This is a genomic window from Pantoea sp. ARC270 (assembly GCF_003236725.1).
Taxonomy (GTDB): domain Bacteria; phylum Pseudomonadota; class Gammaproteobacteria; order Enterobacterales; family Enterobacteriaceae; genus Pantoea; species Pantoea anthophila.
Genome location: NZ_PUGA01000001.1, coordinates 217,174 through 237,382, shown reverse-complemented (window position 1 = coordinate 237,382; position 20,209 = coordinate 217,174). Strand labels below are relative to the sequence as shown.

The window sequence follows — 20,209 nt, the reverse complement described above, 5'->3', positions numbered from 1 at the left end:
GAAGCCCTGTGTGACCGACAGAAGGTCATGCCGGGCGATATTGACCTCAGCTTCAGAAACGAAAAGAAAAATGAAAAACAGTTCAGACTCCCGTTATCCGGCCCGGCACTCTGCTCTGGTCGTGGCGATCTGCGGCAGCATCCTGCTGCCGCAGGCAGAAGCAGCAACCGACAGCGCACCGGATATCACCGTCACCGCAGAGGCGAATCCGGAGGGAAATTACAGCGCCAGCCAGAGCAGCGTTGCCAGCAAAATGCCCACTGCCCGGCTTGATGAAGCGCAGTCGGTCAGCGTGGTGACACAGCAGCAGCTGGAGGATTATCAGGTCAGCTCGCTGGCAGAAGCGATGCGTTTTGTCAGCGGGGTGAGCGAAGCGAACACCCTGGCCGGCACCGAGGATGGCTTTGTGCGACGCGGCTTCGGCAGCAATGCCGACGGGTCGATCTACCGTGATGGGATCCGCAGCAGTCAGGGCCTTAACGTCGATGCCACCACGGAGCGGGTGGAGGTGCTGAAAGGCTCCTCCTCCCTGCTTTATGGCATTCAGAATCCGGGCGGCATCATCAATGTGGTCAGCAAAAAGCCGCAGTACAACTGGCACTCCAGCGTCAGCGGGCGCTACGCCAGCGAAGGCGGCGGAGCAGGCACGCTGGACGTCACCGGGCCGCTGGGCAAGGGTTTCGCCTTCCGGCTGATTGCCGAGAAACAGAATCAGGATTACTGGCGCAACTTCGGCCGTGAGGAGCACACGCTGGTGGCCCCCTCACTGCAATGGTTTGGTGAGCAGGCCAGCTTTCTGATCAGCTATGCCGACTACCGTTATGATATCCCTTACGATCGCGGCACCGCCTTTATCAATGGCCGGCCGATTGATATCGGCTATAAAGATCGTCTGGATGACAAAGCCAATCACGCCTGGGGACATAACAAAACCCTGAACGCGCACTACGACTGGCAGTTTAACGACGAGTGGACAACCCGTCTGACCCTGGGCTGGAACCAGCGGCGCTATGACAATAATGAAGTGCGGGTGACGGCGGTGAATGCCAGCAGCGGCGTGGTCACGCGCCGTGCCGATGCCAATCGTGGTTTTAACCATAAAACCAAATATGTCAGCTGGGATCTGCTGGGGAATACAGAAATCTTCGGCATGTCGCACGCGCTGGTGGCCGGGACAGATTATGAGATGAACCAGACCTACCGCGCGCATCAGTATCAGGGCAGGGTCAACCGTCAGTTCAGCTACTTCAGTCCCGACTATGACATGCTCTCTCCGGTGACCGATGCCAGCACGGAAAACAGAACCGCGGCCAATAACCTGAACCGCATTCACAGCCGTTCACTCTATCTCAAGGACAGCATTTCGCTCTCATCCGACTGGATTGTGGTGCTGGGCGGCCGCTATCAGCACTACGAACAGCGGGCCTCACGCGGTGTGAATCCGCAGGTGGAAACCCTGAACGATGAGGGAAATAAATTTCTGCCGCAGGCAGGGTTGATCTACAAACTGACGCCCGACCTCTCGTTCTACACCAGCGTCAGCAAGTCGTTTACCCCTTCCACCGACGTGGATGACAATGGCAACGTCGGCAAGCCGGAACAGGGCACCAGCTGGGAGGTCGGCAGTAAATGGCAGCTGTCGCCGACACTCCTGGCGACCGTGGCTCTCTATCGCATTGATGAAAAGGCGATGTCGCTGAACATCAATGGCAGCACGCGGGCGATCGATAAGGCGCGATCTACCGGCGCGGAGTTTGAGCTGAACGGCGAGATTTCTCCCGGCTGGGATCTCAGCGCCAGCTACAGCTATGACCAGGCGGAGATCGTCAGCGACCGGGTCAATCCCGACAACAACGGCAACCGGCTGCAGAATGCGCCGCGCCAGTCTGGTGCGCTCTATCTGAGTCATGAGATGCAGGTCAGCGGGCTGCCAGGCTCACTGCGACTCGGCGGCGGTGCCCGCTATGTCGGCACCCGTGCAGGCGATCCTGATAACAGCTTTACCCTGCCCGACTATGTGGTAGCAGACACCTTTGTGGCGTGGAACAATCGCCTGTTTGGTGAAAAAACCCAGCTGCGTCTGAATCTGAATAACCTGTTCAACCAGCACTACTACAGTTCAAGCGGCGGCAATCTGCGCGTCCGTGAAGGTGAAACCCGTAACCTGATGGTACAGGCCCGTGTGGAATTTTAAATCGCTGCGTACCGGGCTGCTGCTTGGCCTGCTGTGCATCAGCGTCGGCGCAGGCGCGCGGACGCTGACCGACATCACCGGTCGCCAGGTGACGCTGCCCGATCATCCGCAACGCATCGTGCTGGGTGAAAGCCGGATGCTCTACAGCGTCGCGCTGCTGACCTCAGGCAATCCGCTGCAGCATATTGTGGGGTGGCCGCTCGACCTGAAAAAGTATGATCCTCAGACCTGGCAGGCTTTTGCCCGCCAGTTTCCGCAGATGCGCGAGATTACGCCACTGGGGCTGGATGGGGTCAATGACATGAACCCTGAACAGGTAATTGCACTCAGACCCGACGTGGTTGTCCTGCCGCAGCTGGCGCGTGACGGTGAAAACGGCGCCCTGCTGGAGAAGATGCTCAGCGCGGCGCATATCCCGGTGGTGAAGATCGACCTGCGGGTTGACCTGCTGAACAATACGGAACGCAGCATGACGCTGCTGGGGGACGTGCTGAATCAGCCGCAGCGGGCTGCTGAGTTTAATCATTTTTACCGCACCCATATGCAGCGCATTGAAACGCGGCTGGCTGATTATCATGGCCCCCGGCCCCGCGTGCTGTTGCAGCTGCATCTTGGCCGACGAAATGAATGCTGCGTGACTTCGGTAAAGGGTAATCTGGGCGACCTGCTGCGCTTTGCCGGCGGGGATAATATTGCCAGCCAGCAGGTCAACGGGGTGTTCGGGCGACTGAGCGAGGAGAGCGTCATCGCCGCCCGGCCCGACTTCTACTTTGCCACCGGCACCGGCAGCGCGGATGAGGCCGGGGCACTTCAACTCGGGCCCGACGTCTCCGCCACGCAGACCCGGCAGAGCCTGCTGGCACTGACCGGTCAGCAGCACGCCCTGAAGCAGCTGACCGCACTGCGGGACGGCCACACCGGGGCGATCTGGCACAACTTTTACCTCAGTCCGTGGCACGTGGTGGCAACCGAGTTCTTTGCCACCACGCTCTATCCGCAGCTGTTCATCGATGTTGACCCGGAGCAGACGTTGCGTGAACTGTTCCAGAGATTTCTGCCGATCCCCTTCTCCGGCACTTACCTCTACCGGCTGGCACCGGACACGGCGCCGCGGTCAGGCAGCTGACTGGCCGCCGTTTTTGATGCGGACAATATCGGCCATCACCGACAGCGCAATCTCTGCCGGGGTTTTGCTGCCGATAGGCAGACCGATGGGCGCATGGATGCGATCCAGTTCGGCACGATCCATACCGGCGATCTGTTGCAGACGCGCCCGCCGCTTCTCACTGTTTTTGGCTGAGCCCATGATGCCGATGTAGAAGGCAGGGGTGGCGATCGCCTCCATCATGGTCAAATCGTCGATGCGCGGATCGTGGGTCAGTGCCACAATCGCCACCGCCGCATGCGCCCCGTTCAGTTCCAGCCAGCGCGCCGGATGCTGTGACACCAGCGTCACGTTGTCCGCGCCGCCGAAATGGCTCTCCAGCTCCGTCAGCATCTCCGGACGGTGCTCACAGACCCGCACATGAAAACCCAGAATCTGGCCGAGGCGGATGCACTCATAGGCCACGCTGGAATAGCCCGCGACCAGCAGTTCCGGAATCGCCCCCACCGGCAGCACGATCTGCTGCTCGCTGGCATCCAGTGCGGGTAACACCCGACTGGCGGCGATCGCCTCCCACTGCGCCCGTTCACCGGGGCGTATCATTTTTACCAGCGGCTGCTGACCGCTCAGCGCCCGCTGCATCGCCGTCAGCAGGGCCAGCGTGGCCTCATCGGGCGGCAGAAACTCAATAACGATCTCCAGACTGCCGCCACAGGGCAGGCTGACATCAGGCCGCATCCCGCCTTCGCCGTAACGCACCCGCTGACTGCTGTCGCGGTAAGCCCCGGTAGCCAGCTGCGCCAGAAAATCCTCTTCGATGCAGCCGCCCGACAGCGAGCCGCAACTCTCTCCGGTCTCACTGACCGTCATGAGTGTCCCCGGTGCGCGCGGGGAGGAGCCGTAGGTGCGCAACACCGTGCAGAGCCACACCGCCCGCCCCGCCTGAGAATGGCTGAGGGCGGCATTAATGACGCGTTGATCCAGCGTTATCATGAAAATTCCTTTATTAACTGCAGATCGGCAGGAAAATCGATGTCACACAGACAGCCGCGATCGTGCAGCGGCAGGCGGACGGCGGCGGCGTTCACCAGCGCCTGCGGCCCGCTATCGCCCTGCAGGCTGCTCAGGACCGGATAACAGTGACGCTGAAAGCCCACCGGATGCCCCGGCCTGCCCGTCACCCAGGGTCGGACGACAGGCGCGTCTGCCAGCGCCGTGCTGACGGCGCGGTAACTCGCGGCTGACACAAACGGCATATCCCCCAGCGCAATCAGCCAGCCGTCATAGTCGCGCGTGGCGTTAACGCCTGCCGCGATAGACTCCCCCAGTCCGCCGCTGTCACACAATACCAGCGTCGCGGAGGTGCAGAGCGCTTGAAGCGCAGCGGCGTCGGGACGCGTCACCACGAACAGGTCAAGTCCACTGGCCGCGGCCTGCTCCAGCGTATGTTGCAGCAGCGGTTTGCCATCAAGGCGGGCCAGTAACTTATGCTCGCCCGCCTGCTGACGAAAACGGCGGCTCAGTCCGGCAGCCAGCACAATTAACGCTATCTTCACTTTCTCTCCCTGCAGCGTAAAAACGGGCGCAGCCTTCAGCCTGCGCCCGCCTGACCTCTGTCCGGCCTGCCGGAGCAGGTCAGGAACCGTCTCAGATGATCTTGTCGAGCGTAATCGGCAGATCGCGCACGCGCTTGCCGGTCGCGTGGAACACGGCATTACTGATCGCCGCCGCCACGCCGACAATCCCCAGCTCACCGACGGCTTTCCCGCCCATCGTGGTCGCCTCAAAATCGGGCTCCCCGACGTTGATCGTGGTAATGCTCGGGATGTCGCCGTTGACCGGCACCAGGTAGTCCGCCAGGTTGTTATTGATCACCCGGCCATTGCGCGGATCGATAATGCCCTCTTCCATCAGCGCCTGACCGACCCCCATGATCATCCCGCCAATCCACTGGCTGCGTGCCAGTTTCGGATTGTAGAGACGGCCACTGTCGAGCGCGGCCACCATGCGTTTTACCCGGATGGTGCCGAAATCCTCATCAACCCGCACTTCCACAAACTGCGCGCTCCAGCTGTGCGCCGAAAACGCTTCGGGACGGCTCATGTCGTTCAGGTTGCGCACCATCTTGTCGCGCTCGCTTTGCGACATGTCATCCGGGAAGGTGCCGCCAGTGACCGTAAGGCTCTCTGCCGGTGCCAGCGTCGCCAGCTGTGCCAGTGAAACCGCCAGCCCGCTGCGCAGAGTGTGCTGCACGGCGTCGCCTTTCAGCGTGAGCTGAGAGGCGGGGGTGCCATTGAGCGGCGACTGTGGCAGCTCGCTGGCCAGCTTCAGCAGCTGCGCGCGCATTCTTTTAGCGGTGTCATTCACTGCGGCGGTGACGTTACCTGCCAGCTGCGAACCGCCCGCGACGCCGGCGCGCGGTAAGCGGGTGTCACCCAGCTCAACCTCAATGGTGGTGGAGTCGACGCCCAGAATGTCGGCGGCGGTCTGCGCCAGAATCGTGTAGGTGCCGGTACCGATATCTGCGCCTGCACACTGCACCACAAACCGGCCCTGCGGCGTCAGGATGATTTTCGCCTCCGCCGGCAGTTTGTTGACCGGATAGGTGCCGGAGGCCATGCCCCAGCCAATCAGTTCGCGTCCTTCCCGCATTGAGCGCGGCGTCATAATCCGTCTGTCCCAGCCAAACGCCTCTGCTCCTTTCTGATACGCCTCTTTCAGACGGCGCGAACTCCAGGGGAGATCCAGCTGGTAATCTTTATCGGCCCAGTTGCGCAGCCGCAGTTCCAGCGGGTCGATGTTCAGAGCATAGGCCATCTCATCCATAGCCACTTCAAGGCCAAAGGCGCTGGGATTTTCACCCGGCGCGCGCATCCAGCCAGGCGTGACGGTATTGATCGGGCGCACCTGATGCTGAGCGGATACGTTCTCGACCGCATACATGCGGGCGGTCACCTTGCTGCAGTTCTCGGCGAAGACGTCAATCATTGACGTTTCACTGAAGCTGCGCTGGATAATCGCCTGAATTTTACCGTCACGCGATGCGCCCAGCTCCAGCTGCTGCGAGGTAGCCGGACGACCGCCCAGGCCGGTAAAGGTCTGCGGGCGGGTCAGCGACACTTTGATCGGGCGCTTCAGCGCGCGTGACGCCACGCACGCCAGTGCAACGTGGGTGTAAGGCACCGGTTTTGAACCAAAGCCGCCGCCGACGTAAGGCGAGATAATCCGCACGGCTTCGGTGTCAATGCCCATCCACTCGCCGATCTCCACCTGCGCGCCCGCCACCCACTGACTGGGCTCCCAGACGGTGATCCTGCCCTCCTGCCAGTGTGCCACGCAGGCGTGCGGCTCCATCGGCATGTTGTATTCGCGCGGGGTGGTGTAACGCTCGCTCAGACGCACGTCGGCCTGCTGCATCGCCTGCTCTGCGTCACCCATATCGATATCCTGCTTCGACACCGGTTTCGGCTCCACGCCCTCATCGGTGGCGAAAATCAGGCCTCTGGAGGTTTCATACTCAATCTCAACCAGCGAGGCGGCCCAGGTAGCCTGTTCAAAGGTTTCTGCCACCACCAGCCCGATGTTCTGACCATTGTGAATGATCTTATCGTCCTGAATCGGGGTGTAGGTTGACTGCGCTGCGCCACCGTCTGCGATGGCGGTGGGCTTGTTAATCTTCAGGGGGTTCAGGTGGGTGTAGACCGCCAGCACGCCTGTGGCCTGCTGCGCTTTTTCCACGGACATCCGGCTGATACGACCGCTGGCGACGGTGGACTGGATGACCACACCATACAGCGGATTTTCCGGCTGATGCTCGACCGCGTAGCGCGCTTCACCGGTGACTTTCACTTTGCCATCACCCCGGGAGCGTGCTGCGCCTAATCCCTGAACCGGACTGGCCGTTTCTGGCATAGCCGTGGCGCTGTCGCTGGCGCTGACACTCTGCATGTGCAGCCCCAGGCTGCCGGCCGCTGAGATCGCCGCCGTGGCCTTTAATAAATCCCGACGCACCTTGTCATTCACGTCACTCATGCGGTTTCTCCTGCTGCCATCAGCGCGCGGGCAATGACCCGCGGCGCCAGTTTTACTTTATAGGCGTTGTGAGCCAGCGCCTGCGTCTCCTGCGTAATCAGCTCTGCGGCCTGGAACACCGTCTCTTCATTGAACGGCTGTCCCTCCAGCGCCTGCTCAACCGACCTCACCCGCCAGGGTTTGGTCGCCACGCCACCCAGCGCAATATGCACCTGGCGCATGACCCCATTCTCCAGCGTAAAGCCCGCGGCGGCACTGGCGGCGGCAAATTCGTAGGAGCTGCGATCCCGGACTTTCAGGTAGTGTGAGTGACGAAGGGACGTGGTCTGCGGCACTTCAATCGCCACAATGATCTCATCCTCGCGCAGGTCGTGCTCACGATCGGGCGAATCGCCGGGCAGCAGGAAGAAGTCATCAATCGCGATGCGGCGGGTCTCACCCTGCTGATTCTGCACCACCACAATGGCGTCAAACGCCACCAGCGCAACCGCCAGATCGCCCGGATAGACGGCAATACAGCTGTCACTGGCACCCAGAATAGCGTGGTTGCTGTTGACGCCATCCCGTGCGGCACAGCCGGAGCCGGGGTTGCGCTTATTACAGGCAGAGAAGGTCGCCGGGTCGCGGTAGTAGGCGCAGCGGGTGCGCTGACGCAGATTGCCTCCCAGCGTCGCCATGTTGCGGATCTGCGGCGATGCGGCCTGCCAGAGGCTGCCGTAGATGGCTGGTGCCCTCTGCTGACACTCAGCATGATCGGCCAGCTGGCTCATGGTGACCAGCGCACCCGCCGTGATGCGATTTTCATCAAACTGCAGGGTTTTAAGCGTGGTCAGTCCGGTGATGCCAATTAGCTGCGGTGGCGTGAAAACCCCACATTTCATCAGATCGAGCTGCGTGGTGCCCCCCGCCAGCAACTGGCTGCCAGCCTGCTGTTTCAGTGCAGCGGCGTCTTCAGGCGACTGCGCTACTTTCCAGCTGAATTCATTCATGCCGACTCCTTCGCCATTTCGGCGGCGGCCTGTTTAATCGCATCCACGATGTGGGGATAGGCGCCGCAGCGGCAGAGGTTGCCGCTCATATATTCACGGATCTCATCCTCTGACCCGGCATGGCCCTCTTTAATACAGGCGACGGCAGACATAATCTGGCCCGGCGTGCAGTAGCCACACTGAAAGGCATCATTTTCCATAAAGCAGCGCTGCACTGGATGCAGTTCACCTTCGGCGGAGGCCAGCCCTTCGATGCTGGTCACCTGAGCGTTGTTCGCCTGAACCGCCAGGGTCAGACAACTCAGCACCCTTTCACCATTTATCAGCACCGTGCAGGCTCCGCACTGTCCCTGGTCGCACCCTTTTTTCGTGCCGGTCAGATTAAGATGCTCGCGCAGTGCGTCGAGTAGCGTGACCCGCGGGTCAACCTGCATCTGTTGCGGCTGGCCATTGACCTGCATTGTTAGCGATATTTTTTCCGACATTGTCTGCTTCCCATTGTTGGCGGGTTGAAAGATATAGTTTTTATTGGCTTACTGCTGACGGGATCTGAATCGGGGAATAGCGTGATAACCCTAATCTTTACGCGCGTATCTCTGACTTAAGGTTTAGCAGCTTTTTCGCAATCTGGCGTAAGGATTGGGGAAAGTCAGCGTTATCCGAAGCGCTGAGCGAGAGAAACGGGCATAGCCGCGTGGCTTAAAATCCTATAAATAATTGATTTATAGGTTTTTATCAGGACGTCTTTTGAATACAACCCTAACGGCGGCCTGTGTGACTTTTTCGCTAAGATTTTCCGGTAACAACTATCCCGCGGCGATTTTCAGGTGTAGTGGCAGGCTGCAAAGCGACGTTGCACCCCACCTGGACAATCTGCCTGTGTGGGGCTGGCTTTGGGTTCAGGCAGATGGGATGACAGAAAAATATTTTAAATTTCTTTCATCCGTTTTCCCTGCTCATTCGTATTAACAGGCAGGGGCACTCTGGCCCTGTCTGCAAACTCAATGAGGGAAGTGAAAATGAAAGCATTCCTGCCAACTCTGATTTTTTCAGCTTTAGTTTTCAGCAGTGCCACTTACGCGGCGAGCATGAGCAGCGACACGGTGATGGTCGGCGGTGCCGCCATGTACCCGTCAAAAAATATCGTAGAGAATGCCGTTAACTCAAAGGACCACACCACGCTGGTGGCCGCCGTTAAAGCCGCCGGGCTGGTCCCGACGCTCGAAGGCAAAGGCCCGTTCACTGTTTTTGCACCCACCAATGAGGCGTTTGAAAAACTGCCGCAGGCCACGGTCGACTCTCTGCTGAAACCTGAGAACAAACAGAAACTCACCAGCATCCTGACCTACCATGTGGTCTCAGGAAAACTGGATATGCAAGCACTGGAGAAGAAGATCAAAGCGGGTGGCGGCAAGGCCGAGCTGAAAACGGTGAATGGTGCGTCGCTGTGGGTGATGGCAAATGGCCCGCATAATATCCAGCTCAAAGATGCGCAGGGCAATATTGCCAGCATTACAACGTATGATGTCAACCAGAGTAACGGCGTTATTGATGTCATCGACACCGTGCTGATGCCATAACGCATTACCTATACTGAGTGTGGCCACCAGCACGGTGACCACACCTTTCACAGGGAAGCCGATGACAAAAAATGTGCCCCCGATTCAGGCCGACTTAATGAACCGGATAGCCTGCGGCGACAAAGCGGCACTCGCGCAGCTTTACCGCGTCCTCTCGCCCCGACTTTACGGCATTATTCTGCGGATGGTCAGACGGCGGGACTGGGCAGAAGAGATCCTGCACGATACCTTTATTCAAATCTGGCAGTCAGCAACCTATTACGATGAGCGGCGCAGTGAACCGCACATCTGGCTGAGTCACATTGCCCGTAATCGGGCAATCGATTTCCTGCGTAAACATGAGAACCGGTGCTGCTCCATAGAAGAGATCGGCGAAGCGGAAGCGGGTTTTCAGACATCTCTTCCCGCCGATGAGAGTCATGCAGAGGCGCGGCGGCTTCAGCACTGTATGGCACACTTACCTGCTGAAGAGCGACAAAGCCTCTCGCTCGCCTACTACCGTGGCCTGTCCCAGAGTGAGATAGCCCTCTCCATGAGGCAGCCTGAAGGAACGGTAAAAAGCTGGATCCGGCGCGCGTTAACTCACCTTCGGGAGTGCATAGGCCTATGAATGGTCCCGAACACGACGATCTGATGGCTGCAGAATATGTCCTGGGACTCAGCGACCCGGAAACCCGTCTCAGGCTGGATAAACGCCTGAATGAAGATGACGCCTTTGCCGCGGAGGTGCTGCACTGGCAGAAAGCGTTCAGCGGTATCGATCTGATCACCCCGGAGGCCACGCCTCGCGCGGCTGTCTGGCGGCAGATTGAGCGGGATATAAACCGGCACGCTGCCACCACAAAACTGCCGCTCCGCCATCCCGGCTTCTGGCTGGGCTGGGGCCTTGCCGCGGCACTCTCGGGTCTGCTCCTTTTTACTTACCTGAACAAGCCGGAAATCCCCGAGGCGCAGGAGCCGATTGCGGTTCTCAGTGGCACGCAGCCTGATGCACAATTTGTGGTGACGCTGGACAGGGCCGCTTCGCACCTTCAGCTTTCTGCGCTTAACATTACGCTGCCGCAAAACAAAAGCCTGCAGCTGTGGCTGATCAGAGGCAGTGCCCCGCCGCGATCGCTGGGCCTCATCACGCACCCTGACCATAACGTTTTCCCGCTTCCTCCTGGTACGTTAGATCATCAGACGGTCCTGGCGATAAGCCTGGAACCGGTTGGGGGATCAACGTTAAGCGGACCGTCCGGGCCGGTCATTTTCCAGGGCAAGGTCACGCGGCGTTCGTCGCCAGGCGCATGAGGTGACAAGGCCAGGATCAGAGGTCGCTGCTGCACGCCCGATTTTCGATTCCTTAAAGTCTGATGACTGATTTGCAGCGTTTTTACACTTCATCCGGTTCTTTTTACGCCTTTTTTACGGGCTGAACGTTTTAATTAGCGACTCCGGGCGCCTCTGCGCCCATGTTCAGGGAAGTCGTGGATGAAATGTTTTACTAAGCCCTATTCCATAGCGGGAGGCAGCGATGCTGCCGTGGCTGAGCTTGCTGAACAACAGCGCCTGCGTCTTATCTCACCCCGCAAATGGTTCAGAGATGCCATTGAGGTCAATACGGATCCGGCGCTGCTGAACACGCGCCTGATTGCGCAGTGGCTGGGCGCAACCCTCCCGGATGCCCGCTCACTGACGCTGGCGCTGAACAGCAGCCTCTGTTTTGGTCTTTACCGCAATGGCCGGCAAATCGGTTTTGCCCGGGTCGTGACCGACATGGTGGAAACCTGGGTGATCAGGAATCTCTTCATTTCGCCCGAGTATCGTTTCGTCGGGCTCGGCTCATGGCTGCTGCACTGTTGCCTGTCGCATCCCGGTGCCAGAGGCTGCCGTAATATCATCGCCATGGGCGAGCCCGTTCCGGACTTTTTCGAACGCAACGGATTTATGGCTTTTCCCTCATTACCCGGCCTCTACGTGACGACGCTGCATGACGGGAATCACACCCCGTTTTGCACAAACAGCGCCAGCAGGCATTAAGCCGTCGGGGCGCACACGCATGAGCGGTTTTCTTCAGTTTATTCTCCGACCTCCGATTAACAGCGACAGGCTGCGCGGCGCTTTTGCCTGCCTGCAGCCGGCCCTTAAGGAATACATCATGTCAGGCCTGATCCTTGTTTCTCATAATCAGTGTCAACGTTCGACGCTTACAGCTATCTATGACGGCATTCTTTCCCGACAGGGAGGACTCTGGATTAGCTGGGATGGCAAAAGCAGCGTCATCCCTGACGATGCACCAAGACCCTGCGCCGTGCAGCAGACAGGCCAGTATGAAACCGTTACCTTCCCGATGACGCCGGGCGAGCTGAATGAAGGGTATCGCCATTATATTCACAAAGGGCTCTGGCCCGTTTTTCATCAGCGCCCCGACATGGCCCGGTTTTCCGCCAGCGGCTTCCAGGCCTATAAAAGTCTTAACAAAGCCTTTGCGCGCGCGATTTGTGAAAACATCACGCCCGATGATGTTATCTGGATTCAGGATTATCACCTGCTTGGCTGTGCCGCTTTTCTCCGTGAAGAGGGACTGACCCAGCCCGTGGGTTTTTTCCTGCATCAGCCTTTCCCCGCGGGCAGGATATTTGAAACCATTCCTGAATGGCGCTGGCTGACGGAGTCGCTGTTGTGTTGCGATCTCATTGGCTTTCAGACCGTGCAGGATATGAATAACTTTATCGTCTGGCTGGAGGGGGAATTCCGGACTGAACGCCTGGAGTCGCACTGTTTTCGTGTTCACGGCCGGATTATCAGGGTAGGCGTATTTCCGGTGGGGATTGACCTGGATGATGTCCAGGCTCTGCGCGAGAGCAACAGCTGTGCCTTTATGGAGATGCAGTGCCGCGACAGCCTGCCGGAAAACAGGGTGCTCAGCGGCGGCCATCTTGATGAGAGTTCAGGCCTGCCTTACCGAATCAGCACTCTTGAAGTGTTGCTGCGCAGACATGACTGCTATCAGAAAAACATTACGCTGCTGCAGCTGGCCTCACCGGCAGCCGGACACGAACATGATGCCTCCGCTGTGGGCCAGGCACTGGAGGCGCGCTGCGGAGAGTTTAACGGGGTACATGGCGCCATGAACTGGTATCCGGTGAACTATCTGACGCAGGCCTACAGCCGCGAGGAACAGGCCGGGATCAATCGTGCCTCACGCGTGGCGCTGGTGACGCCATTGATGGCGGGCATGAGCCTGATGGCCAAAATGTATGTCGCTCTGCAGGACCCGAATAATCCCGGCGTGCTGATCCTCTCCCAGTTTGCCGGTGCAGCCGAGCAGCTGGAGGGGGCCATCACCGTTAACCCTTACGATCCTGACGGCATGGCCAGTGCGGTACATACTGCATTGCAGATGCCGTTACGCGAACGGCGAAATCTGCATGCCCGTCTGATGAACATCCTGCATATACACAACAGCCATGCCTGGGCCGGGTCCTTTTTGCGCATGCTGATTAACGTGCCGGATGAACCGGCGTCACTGCCGCCACCAACGGTTTTTCCACGCCTGAGCAGCAGCCGGGCGAGGTACTGAATCAGCGCTATCTTCACCTCCGGGATGATGCACCTGTATGCATCAACGCCTGTCAGCAGGCTTTTAACCGCTTTTCCGCGCAACGTTTTCCAGCTCTTCACGGGTTGGCCCCTGAAACCAGAATGAGCTTATGTGACAGCTTCGCGGTTGTTTGTACATGATGAATTATAAATGCCGCACGGAGAATATCTTTTTTAAAGATTAAGCGGCTAATTATTATCAGATTATTTATATGAGACTTTGTTTTTTACCGCTGATTTAGTCGCTGGCTGTCATTTAATCATCATGGTTGTGTTTCATGTAACACCCTGAAATAACACTACACGCTATAAAAAAGAATGAAACATCAAACTCAGCTTTTATGAGTATATTTCCAGACGTGACTTACGGTAGTTTAAGTCGCAACGACTTAATACCTGCTTTACGCAATGCGTTTCCGATTCTGTTAATGCGTTCGGGATTATTCTGAAAAAGGAAGGTGCCCGCTTTGTCAGTGATGACCCTGACCGCGCCGCGCCAGTCATATAATCTGAATAACCGTACATCGTAAATGACGTAATAAAATTTTATGGCAGAAATGCTTATTGACAGAGGCCTGCCTGATTATGGCTTATATCGCGTGTTCTGCGCTCAGATTTATGATTTTTTTCCCACGCGCTGCGCTCAACTCAGAGCTGACAGCGTCCCATTACTCAAGCTAAGAGGATTTATTATGTCGGCATCTGTGATTAAAAACGCGCTTAAAACGACAGCTTTAGCAGCAGTCGTCATGGCCGGTTTACAGGGCGCTTCGTTTGCCAAAGAGCAGCCTTCTCAGATAATCCCTGATTCAGCTTCAGCCGGAAGCGTGTCTGTAAAAAAACCAGGGGCTTCTGTTGATGCAAGCGCGGTAAAACTGGCCGCCTGGCATCACCATCTGGAGATTAACAAAAGCTGTGACGATCCGTCACTGGGTGTGGGTTGCGGAGATGGCGACGCATAGCATCTGAAAAGTGCAGACGCCCTGCAGAGGTGTCTGCACTAATGTGCAACAGATAAAACATTCTGCCTTCGGCCCCTTCGCCTGCCTTCATCATTTACGCCGGCCTTGTCAGCATCTTAAATTCGTACTGAGTGTTATTTCAGAAGTGCTCAGAGAAGAAACGTCATCCGCGATTTTAATAAAACCTCGATATAAATGTCATATCCTGGCGAAAAGTGGTCTTTTGCTAATTTACTAAAAAATAAAGTGAGTATGCTTTGGCGGGTCGTTTTAATGAAAACTACCACAACAGGATGGATGAGATGAAACAGGTCAGGATTTACACACTCAAAGACAGACAGTCAGCAGAAATTTATTTCCGTACACACTGGCCCCGGCATATGATTTCTCTTCCCGCTTTTAATATATATGTCAATCATGTCTATCTGAGTGATGAGTGTCAGGTCATTGCTACCGTGACCTATCAGGAGGGAGCCGACATACAGGCTATAAATCAGGAGTATATGACCAGCGAGGCCTTCAGGTCTGACATGAAAGGTTTCGACATGTCCTCAATCCTCCGGGTAGAGGAAATCAGCATTAAAGAAGCCCTTTTCTGACTTCGCGATTTTCTCAGCCAGCATACATACACACCCCTGGCCGTGAATGCTTACTCAGGCAGCGTGCAGGTGACTGGCCCGCTTCTGACACTCCGGACCCGACATCACTATTCCGCAGGTCCCTCTGCCCTGCTCGCAGGCTAAATCGGTGCGACAGCCTGACCGGCAGAGTCGCCAGACAGTGCCGGACTGCCGGAAGCCAGTTCACTGAGGAGGTGACCATGAAGATAATAATTCACGATATCGCTATTTATTTTGCCCCCTAATGACTGATAAAAACCGTTTGCTTCAGCGTTTGATTTCTCGGCATTCCAGCTGAGGTTACGACACTCATTCTTGAGAGCGAGTTTCGCCATAAAACGCATGAGGCATTTACCCGTGCCCTTACCTCTCTCACGCCGGGAGACATAGAGCTCTTTAATGTGCATTTCGCCACTGTACCTCGGCGAGGGATAGAGAATAGTGCAACACGCCAGCCCAGTGATTTCAGCATCGCGACGCGCCCTGAGCACCAGCGTAGCGGAGAGCGGACTGAAGAGTCGGTTACTGAGATAGTGCTTCAACAGTGCTTCCTGAATAATGCCCTTACCATAGTAGTGCTCTTCCATCTCGATAAAAATTTTCACCATGGATTCCCATTCATCTGGCGGACATATTTCTACTGTTACTTCCATGTTTACTCCCTGTCACTGAAAAAAATGCCACAGTCGAGCCGGGGTTTAGCCCAACCACAGCCCCTGACTCATTGGCCCCATATATAAGTGAGCTTAGCCTTGAGCGAAAAGCGGACGCCCTAAAGCGTCACCAGGCGTCCGTTCACCTGAAGTGGACGGATTACTTTACCCGCTTCCCCGTTTCGTCAATAACCTTCTCGCCATCCTCTTTTGTAAACGCGCCTTTCTGACCTTCCGGCAGAATATCCAGCACGATCTCTGAAGGGCGGCAAAGACGAGTGCCCAGCGGCGAAACCACTATCGGTCGATTAATCAGAATCGGATATTGAAGCATGAAATTAATCAACTGCTCATCACTGAATGTCTCTTCATCAAGACCCAGATGTTCATAAGGCTCAACGTTTTTACGCAGCAAGGCGCGCACCGTAATCCTCATATCTGCAATAAGTTTGATCAGCTCATCACGGGTCGGGGGCGTGTCGAGATAATAAATTATTGCAGGTTCGTTGCCGCTGTTGCGGATCATTTCCAGCGTGTTGCGTGAGGTGCCACAGGCCGGGTTGTGATAGATGGTTATGTTGCTCATATCAGTATCTCATTACAAAGTGACAGAGAGCCGCCACGCCAGCGCCGCCAGAGTGACAAACAGAACGGGCACAGTCATGACAATGCCGGTTCGCACGTAATAACCCCAGGTAATCGTGATATTTTTCCGGGCAAGCACGTGCAGCCACAGCAGGGTAGCCAGACTGCCAATCGGGGTGATTTTCGGCCCTAAATCGCAGCCAATCACGTTGGCATAAATCATTGCCTCTTTGACGACACCGGTCGCCGTACTGCTATCAATCGACAGCGCGCCAATCAGAACTGTCGGCATATTGTTCATCACTGATGAGAGAAACGCCGTCAGGAAGCCGGTACCGAACGCCGCTGTCCATAAACCCTTGTCTGCCAGCAGATCCAGCACGCCAGACAGGGTCTCCGTAAGCCCTGCATTGCGCAGGCCATAGACGACCAGATACATGCCAAGCGAGAAAATAACGATCTCCCAGGGTGCACCGCGCAGGACTTTCCCGGTGTTAATGGCATGACCTCTTTTCGCCACCACAAACAGCACTGCTGCGCCAGCCGCTGCTATCGCACTGACCGGGATCCCCAACGGTTCCAGAACAAAGAAACCGACAAGCAACAATAACAGGACGATCCAGCCCGCCCTGAAGGTTGCCAGATCTTTTATCGCACTGGCTGGCGTCTTCAGCAGCGAAACGTCATAGGTCGCCGGAATATCCCTGCGGAAGAAGAGATGCAGCATGACCAGCGTGGCCACAATCGCTGCCAGATTCACGGGCACCATAACGGCGGCGTACTGCGTAAAGCCCAGGTCAAAGAAGTCTGCCGAGACGATATTGACCAGGTTAGAAACAATGAGCGGCAGACTGGCCGTATCTGCAATAAATCCTGCCGCCATGATAAAGGCCAGTGTTGTGCCCTGGCTGAATCCCAGCGCGAGCAGCATCGCAATAACAATTGGCGTCAGGATCAGCGCGGCACCGTCATTGGCAAACAATGCAGCAACAGCGGCACCCAGCAGGACTATCCAGGTAAATAAAAGGCGGCCACGTCCGTTACCCCAGCGGGAGACATGCAGAGCGGCCCATTCAAAGAAGCCGGACTCATCGAGCAGCAGGCTGATGATGATGACCGCAATGAATGCCGCTGTCGCATTCCAGACGATATTCCAGACAACGGGAATATCAGCGATATGGATGACGCCGGTTCCGAGCGCCAGCGCAGCTCCGATACTTGCGCTCCAGCCAATACTCAGCCCTCTGGGTTGCCAGATCACCAATATCAGCGTCAGTAGAAATATCCCTCCAGCCAGTAACATTTCAGACTCCATTACATATGATTACGTAAATATGTTTCCAGCCTCAGCAGGAGGTGCAGGCCGATTTTGCCAGCCATTCTCGCACCTCCTCCCGCAGGCACTGCCAGGACGTCGTGATTGTCTCAGCGGCCCACGCCGGTATATGCGGTGACAGACGATAGTGGACCCACTTACCTTCCCGACGATCAAGCACAAGCTTCGCCTCGCGAAGAAGCGCCATATGGCGTGATATTTTGGGCTGTGATTCGGACGTGGCTGCACAGATATCGCATACACACAGTTCTCCGGATTCCCGCAGAAGCATCACGATGGCGAGCCGTGTTTCATCCGACAGGATTTTAAAAAGCTGAACAGGCTGTAGCATTTTCCACTCCCCCGCCTTCGAAAACATATATGTTAGTTCATATGTGTTGAGTTTAAAATCACCCAATTACTCCGCAGAAGAAAATGGAACAATTTCCAGCCTGGACACTGAATGCTTTGATCAGCGCATTGCTGAAGCGGGAGCCACCATCAATCCTGATCTTTTATGGCTCAGCTATGCCGCAGAGTAAGCCGGTCGTCTGCTGACGGCATGGGCGCGGTGGTGGAAATCCTGAATCCCTCTGATTTACCGCTGCCTGATGATGCGCCGGAATCGCATCACAACGTTACCGGGATGCGCAGTCTGGTCAGGTGGTAAAAGCGTGGCAAAAGATCGACAAAAAAGGACGAATGAGACCTTCTTCATGGCATGACCGCTTCGTCGATGCATTAAACATTCTTCCATCCCGGACTGACTATCGACAGACGTATCTAATTCTGGGCAGTCGTCCAGAGCTGACAATCTCCTGACACCAGCGGACCGTGCCTGAAGGAAATGTTTTACTGGCATTACACCCGTTGCTAAGGTACTCAGTAAATGGTTTTATCAATAACTATTCATGATTGCTGAATAAGGCCATAAGCATTGTCATTAGAATCCGCAGAGTGGTTTAGCCGGAATGGCATAGAGTGTTCACGGGTCAGAGCCCGTAACTCTGGCTTTCCGAAACATCTCCACGATGAATATGTCATCAGTGCAAACCTGACGGGGGTAGAGGAAATCTGGCTGGCGGGAAAAACCGCTTATGTCAAAAGTGGGCAGGTTACCTTATACAATCCGGGAACGATTCAGGCTTCACGTTTTGATACTCATGCAGTTGAATTTATCAGCGTACACATACCTCAGGCTCTGATAAAAAAGCTGGCTGAGGAGGAGAATCTCAATAGCGCTCACGAAGCCCCGGTTCTGCGCGAAGGCATAATCAATAACACCCGCCTGTTTGACGCGCTGACCCGTTTTGCATCATCGGCCCGGCTTGATCGGGGCATGGATGAGGAGCAGGAACTGATTTTACTTTGTGGTGAACTGCTTGAGTCGCCAGCTCTGCTTCAGCAGGGGGATGAGCAGAAAATCAACCTTATTATCGGCTACCTGCGGGAGCACCTTAGCGTACGACCGCAGCTGGAGATGCTCGCTCAGCTGGCAGGGATGAGTAAATATCATCTTGTTCGCGTCTTCACCCGGCACACAGGTATGCCGCCTCTGCAATATCACATGCAGCTTCGTCTGCACCATGCCCGTGACCTGCTTCGCAGAAATGTGCATCCGCTTGATGCAGCTCTCGTGCTGGGATTTTACGATCAGAGTCATTTCATTAATGCATTTCGCAAAGTGATGGGAATTACCCCCCATCACTATGCTTCGCAGGTCAGATCAGGCCACTATAAATTCCCGGTACCCTGAGACAATCACGTAAAGCGCAAAATAGCTGAATATGATCGCCGAGGCGATAAAGGAATATTTAAGCAGGCGTTGACCCAGCAGTTTGCCGCCAAAACTTCCAACCAGGCACAGGACACACGTCCAGAACATGCCCGCGATGAAAAATCCTCCCAGAAACAAGGAGGTAGCGGCAACATTGTGCGGACCCATCCGGGAGATCAGCGCACCGCCCACGGTCGCAAACCAGAGAATGGCCGAGGGAGACGACATGGCGAGCACCACACCACGCCCAAATTCACGTATGAGCGGACGGGAGTGATGCGTTTCGCTCACGTCAGGCTCCGAAGCGTTTCTGAAAGCAGCTATCAGCATTTTGCCTGCGAACCAGAGAAGCATCGCGCCACCCCCGATCCACAGTATCCAGCGAACGACTTCATACTGAAGCAGTACGGCCATGCCCGCCAGCGCCAGTAATGCATATGCCAGATCACCCACACACGTCCCCATTCCCAGCCAGAAACCATGAAAATATCCGCGTTGCATGGCAAGGGTGATCATCGCAATATTGGCAATCCCGATATCAAGACACAATGAAAGGCTCAGTAAGAAGCCATTCGAAAACTCGATCATAATGTAAAGCCTCTAATCGTCTTAACATCTCCGTTTACCCGACCAGTTAAGCAGCCGATCGGTAATTCGTATTGGAAGAAATTGCGCGAAGAGTCAGATCGAAGGACACATCGTATTCTTCATCAACGACTTAGCTAAGCCGTAATGTTTAATCGGTTCGCACGTCTGGTCGCCCCCCTCTTCTGTCTTGTCCGGACGGGAATCAGTCCGAAGTGTTCCTTCTG

At 56.2% G+C, this 20,209-nt stretch carries 21 protein-coding genes; 11 read left to right on the top strand and 10 right to left on the bottom strand.

Translation table 11 applies throughout. From position 1 onward, the window contains the following. Positions 1 to 70: 70 nt before the first annotated feature. Positions 71 to 2,194: a TonB-dependent siderophore receptor gene (locus CKF42_RS01120; RefSeq protein WP_111207259.1), complete on the top strand. Its 2,124-nt coding sequence runs from the start codon at positions 71 to 73 to the stop codon at positions 2,192 to 2,194. Beyond that, the gene (locus tag CKF42_RS01115; protein ID WP_111207258.1) at positions 2,181 to 3,320 is read left to right on the top strand and encodes an ABC transporter substrate-binding protein; all 1,140 of its coding nucleotides are present in this window, start codon (positions 2,181 to 2,183) and stop codon (positions 3,318 to 3,320) included. Before CKF42_RS01120 ends, CKF42_RS01115 begins: the two co-directional genes overlap by 14 nt. Here CKF42_RS01115 and CKF42_RS01110 read toward each other — a convergent pair. The 5 genes from CKF42_RS01110 to CKF42_RS01090 all read right to left on the bottom strand — a co-directional run bounded on the left by CKF42_RS01110 (position 3,309) and on the right by CKF42_RS01090 (position 8,781). Beyond that, positions 3,309 to 4,292: an XdhC family protein gene (locus tag CKF42_RS01110; RefSeq protein ID WP_111207257.1), complete on the bottom strand. Its 984-nt coding sequence runs from the start codon at positions 4,290 to 4,292 to the stop codon at positions 3,309 to 3,311. The genes CKF42_RS01115 and CKF42_RS01110 overlap by 12 nt on opposite strands. Beyond that, complete coding sequence (locus CKF42_RS01105) at positions 4,289 to 4,855, bottom strand: NTP transferase domain-containing protein (RefSeq protein WP_111207256.1); 567 nt, start codon at positions 4,853 to 4,855, stop codon at positions 4,289 to 4,291. Before CKF42_RS01105 ends, CKF42_RS01110 begins: the two co-directional genes overlap by 4 nt. A gap of 91 nt (positions 4,856 to 4,946) precedes the next feature. Then, positions 4,947 to 7,331 carry a xanthine dehydrogenase family protein molybdopterin-binding subunit gene (locus CKF42_RS01100; RefSeq protein WP_111207255.1) on the bottom strand — a complete coding sequence of 795 codons (2,385 nt, stop codon included), beginning with the start codon at positions 7,329 to 7,331 and terminating at the stop codon, positions 4,947 to 4,949. Continuing rightward, positions 7,328 to 8,320: a xanthine dehydrogenase family protein subunit M gene (locus CKF42_RS01095; protein ID WP_111207254.1), complete on the bottom strand. Its 993-nt coding sequence runs from the start codon at positions 8,318 to 8,320 to the stop codon at positions 7,328 to 7,330. The genes CKF42_RS01100 and CKF42_RS01095 overlap by 4 nt, the downstream gene beginning before the upstream one ends. Continuing rightward, entirely contained in the window at positions 8,317 to 8,781 is a 465-nt protein-coding gene (locus CKF42_RS01090; protein WP_009092803.1) for a (2Fe-2S)-binding protein, read from the bottom strand. Before CKF42_RS01090 ends, CKF42_RS01095 begins: the two co-directional genes overlap by 4 nt. 558 nt (positions 8,782 to 9,339) lie before the next feature. Here CKF42_RS01090 and CKF42_RS01085 point away from each other — a divergent pair. From CKF42_RS01085 to CKF42_RS01055, 7 genes are all read left to right on the top strand, one after another. Beyond that, positions 9,340 to 9,900 carry a fasciclin domain-containing protein gene (locus CKF42_RS01085; RefSeq protein ID WP_111207253.1) on the top strand — a complete coding sequence of 187 codons (561 nt, stop codon included), beginning with the start codon at positions 9,340 to 9,342 and terminating at the stop codon, positions 9,898 to 9,900. A gap of 61 nt (positions 9,901 to 9,961) precedes the next feature. Further along, positions 9,962 to 10,510 carry a sigma-70 family RNA polymerase sigma factor gene (locus CKF42_RS01080; RefSeq protein WP_111207252.1) on the top strand — a complete coding sequence of 183 codons (549 nt, stop codon included), beginning with the start codon at positions 9,962 to 9,964 and terminating at the stop codon, positions 10,508 to 10,510. Next, entirely contained in the window at positions 10,507 to 11,193 is a 687-nt protein-coding gene (locus CKF42_RS01075; protein WP_111207251.1) for an anti-sigma factor domain-containing protein, read from the top strand. Before CKF42_RS01080 ends, CKF42_RS01075 begins: the two co-directional genes overlap by 4 nt. A 180-nt stretch (positions 11,194 to 11,373) precedes the next feature. After that, positions 11,374 to 11,922, top strand: coding sequence for a GNAT family N-acetyltransferase (locus tag CKF42_RS01070; protein ID WP_111207250.1), 549 nt, complete (start codon positions 11,374 to 11,376; stop codon positions 11,920 to 11,922). Between the two features lie 118 nt (positions 11,923 to 12,040). Continuing rightward, on the top strand, positions 12,041 to 13,465 hold the full coding sequence (locus tag CKF42_RS01065) for a trehalose-6-phosphate synthase (protein WP_111207320.1): 1,425 nt from the start codon (positions 12,041 to 12,043) through the stop codon (positions 13,463 to 13,465). Positions 13,466 to 14,033: 568 nt separating this feature from the next. Continuing rightward, the gene (locus tag CKF42_RS01060) at positions 14,034 to 14,447 is read left to right on the top strand and encodes a hypothetical protein (protein WP_233501009.1); all 414 of its coding nucleotides are present in this window, start codon (positions 14,034 to 14,036) and stop codon (positions 14,445 to 14,447) included. Positions 14,448 to 14,749: 302 nt separating this feature from the next. Then, positions 14,750 to 15,046: a hypothetical protein gene (locus CKF42_RS01055; protein ID WP_046102796.1), complete on the top strand. Its 297-nt coding sequence runs from the start codon at positions 14,750 to 14,752 to the stop codon at positions 15,044 to 15,046. A gap of 140 nt (positions 15,047 to 15,186) precedes the next feature. On the opposite strand, the gene CKF42_RS01050 is transcribed toward CKF42_RS01055, so the two are convergent. The 4 genes from CKF42_RS01050 to CKF42_RS01035 all read right to left on the bottom strand — a co-directional run bounded on the left by CKF42_RS01050 (position 15,187) and on the right by CKF42_RS01035 (position 17,972). Further along, a complete protein-coding gene (locus tag CKF42_RS01050) occupies positions 15,187 to 15,720 on the bottom strand; it encodes an N-acetyltransferase (RefSeq protein WP_111207248.1) in 534 nt (177 codons plus the stop codon). A gap of 160 nt (positions 15,721 to 15,880) precedes the next feature. Beyond that, positions 15,881 to 16,306 carry a glutaredoxin-dependent arsenate reductase gene (arsC, locus tag CKF42_RS01045; protein ID WP_111207247.1) on the bottom strand — a complete coding sequence of 142 codons (426 nt, stop codon included), beginning with the start codon at positions 16,304 to 16,306 and terminating at the stop codon, positions 15,881 to 15,883. A 12-nt stretch (positions 16,307 to 16,318) separates the two neighbouring features. Beyond that, positions 16,319 to 17,608: an arsenic transporter gene (locus CKF42_RS01040; protein WP_111207246.1), complete on the bottom strand. Its 1,290-nt coding sequence runs from the start codon at positions 17,606 to 17,608 to the stop codon at positions 16,319 to 16,321. Positions 17,609 to 17,651: 43 nt separating this feature from the next. Then, the gene (locus CKF42_RS01035; RefSeq protein WP_046102799.1) at positions 17,652 to 17,972 is read right to left on the bottom strand and encodes a transcriptional regulator; all 321 of its coding nucleotides are present in this window, start codon (positions 17,970 to 17,972) and stop codon (positions 17,652 to 17,654) included. Between the two features lie 165 nt (positions 17,973 to 18,137). On the opposite strand from CKF42_RS01035, the gene CKF42_RS21455 reads away from it, so the two are divergent. Further along, a complete protein-coding gene (locus CKF42_RS21455) occupies positions 18,138 to 18,290 on the top strand; it encodes a hypothetical protein (RefSeq protein WP_158526764.1) in 153 nt (50 codons plus the stop codon). Positions 18,291 to 18,557: 267 nt separating this feature from the next. Next, positions 18,558 to 19,376: an AraC family transcriptional regulator gene (locus CKF42_RS01030; protein ID WP_111207245.1), complete on the top strand. Its 819-nt coding sequence runs from the start codon at positions 18,558 to 18,560 to the stop codon at positions 19,374 to 19,376. Here CKF42_RS01030 and CKF42_RS01025 read toward each other — a convergent pair. After that, entirely contained in the window at positions 19,347 to 19,985 is a 639-nt protein-coding gene (locus tag CKF42_RS01025) for a LysE family translocator (RefSeq protein ID WP_111207244.1), read from the bottom strand. The two genes, CKF42_RS01030 and CKF42_RS01025, sit on opposite strands and share 30 nt — an antisense overlap. Positions 19,986 to 20,209 lie beyond the last annotated feature (224 nt).